The 922-nt window shown below is 55.4% G+C and carries 1 protein-coding gene and 1 pseudogene; both read left to right on the plus strand.

What is annotated here, in order from left to right; all coding sequences use genetic code 11:
* A partial coding sequence (locus A3730_RS23295; protein ID WP_156501320.1) for a TonB-dependent receptor domain-containing protein occupies positions 1–478 on the plus strand: 478 nt, incomplete at its 5' end.
* Positions 479–627: 149 nt separating this feature from the next.
* Positions 628–922, plus strand: a pseudogene (locus A3730_RS30605) (TonB-dependent receptor); the annotation flags it as partial.

Here is a 922-nt window from a genome sequence, read left to right on the forward strand (position 1 = left end):
TACCGGCACCTTTGAAGGCAGCCGGGAGAAAACCGAAATCCAGGGCGTGGAACTGTCCGGGCACATGCAGATTAACGACGCCCACCGCGTCAAACTGTCCTATTCCCACGAGGACGGCGAATCCGACACCGACGGCAACGGCGTTGTCGATACCGAACTGAGCGGCCTGAGCATTGCCCCCGACACGGTACAGATGAGCTGGAATGCCGGCTGGAGCCGCACCGTCTCATCCTATCTGCAAGTCAGCCATTTCTTCAGCCGCGGCTTTGATGACCCGGACCTGGACTTTGACGGCTACAGCCTGGTCGACGCCATGGTCAGCTACAAGCTACCCGCAGGTAAACTGGATCTGGGTATCGAGAACCTGACGGATGAAGACTACTTCACCTACTACTCCCAGGCCGCCCGCGTGAGTGACGAGTACAACTTCAAGGGCCGTGGTCGTACCTACACCCTGGGGTATAGCGTAGATTTCTAGCCTCATCGGCACGGGCTCTACCGCAGCCCGTGCCCTCCCCATTAAAAGAACCACGCTGCCCGCGCCACCAAAACGATATTGACAATCATTCCCGCCAACCTTAGCTTTCAACGCCTGAATTTACATTGCTTACAATAAGGAGAGCCCCCGTGCTCCGTACTTACTTTATTGGCTTGCCTATCTCATTGTTCACGCTTGCAGCTTCACCACTTGCCATCGCGGAGTCGGACGCTAACGAACTGGGGGCCATTACGGTTTCTGCCACTCGCGCCAATAGCGAAGTTGGCAAGACCTCCCAAAAAGTTACCGTCATTACCCGCGACGAAATTGATGAGCAATTGCGCATCACTTCTGATCAGTCCCAGGTACTAAGCAACCTGATTCCGTCATACACACCCAGCCGTCAAAAGCTTAGCAACTCAGGGGAAACATTCCGGGGACGTA

This window comes from Alcanivorax sp. HI0044 (assembly GCF_001634945.1).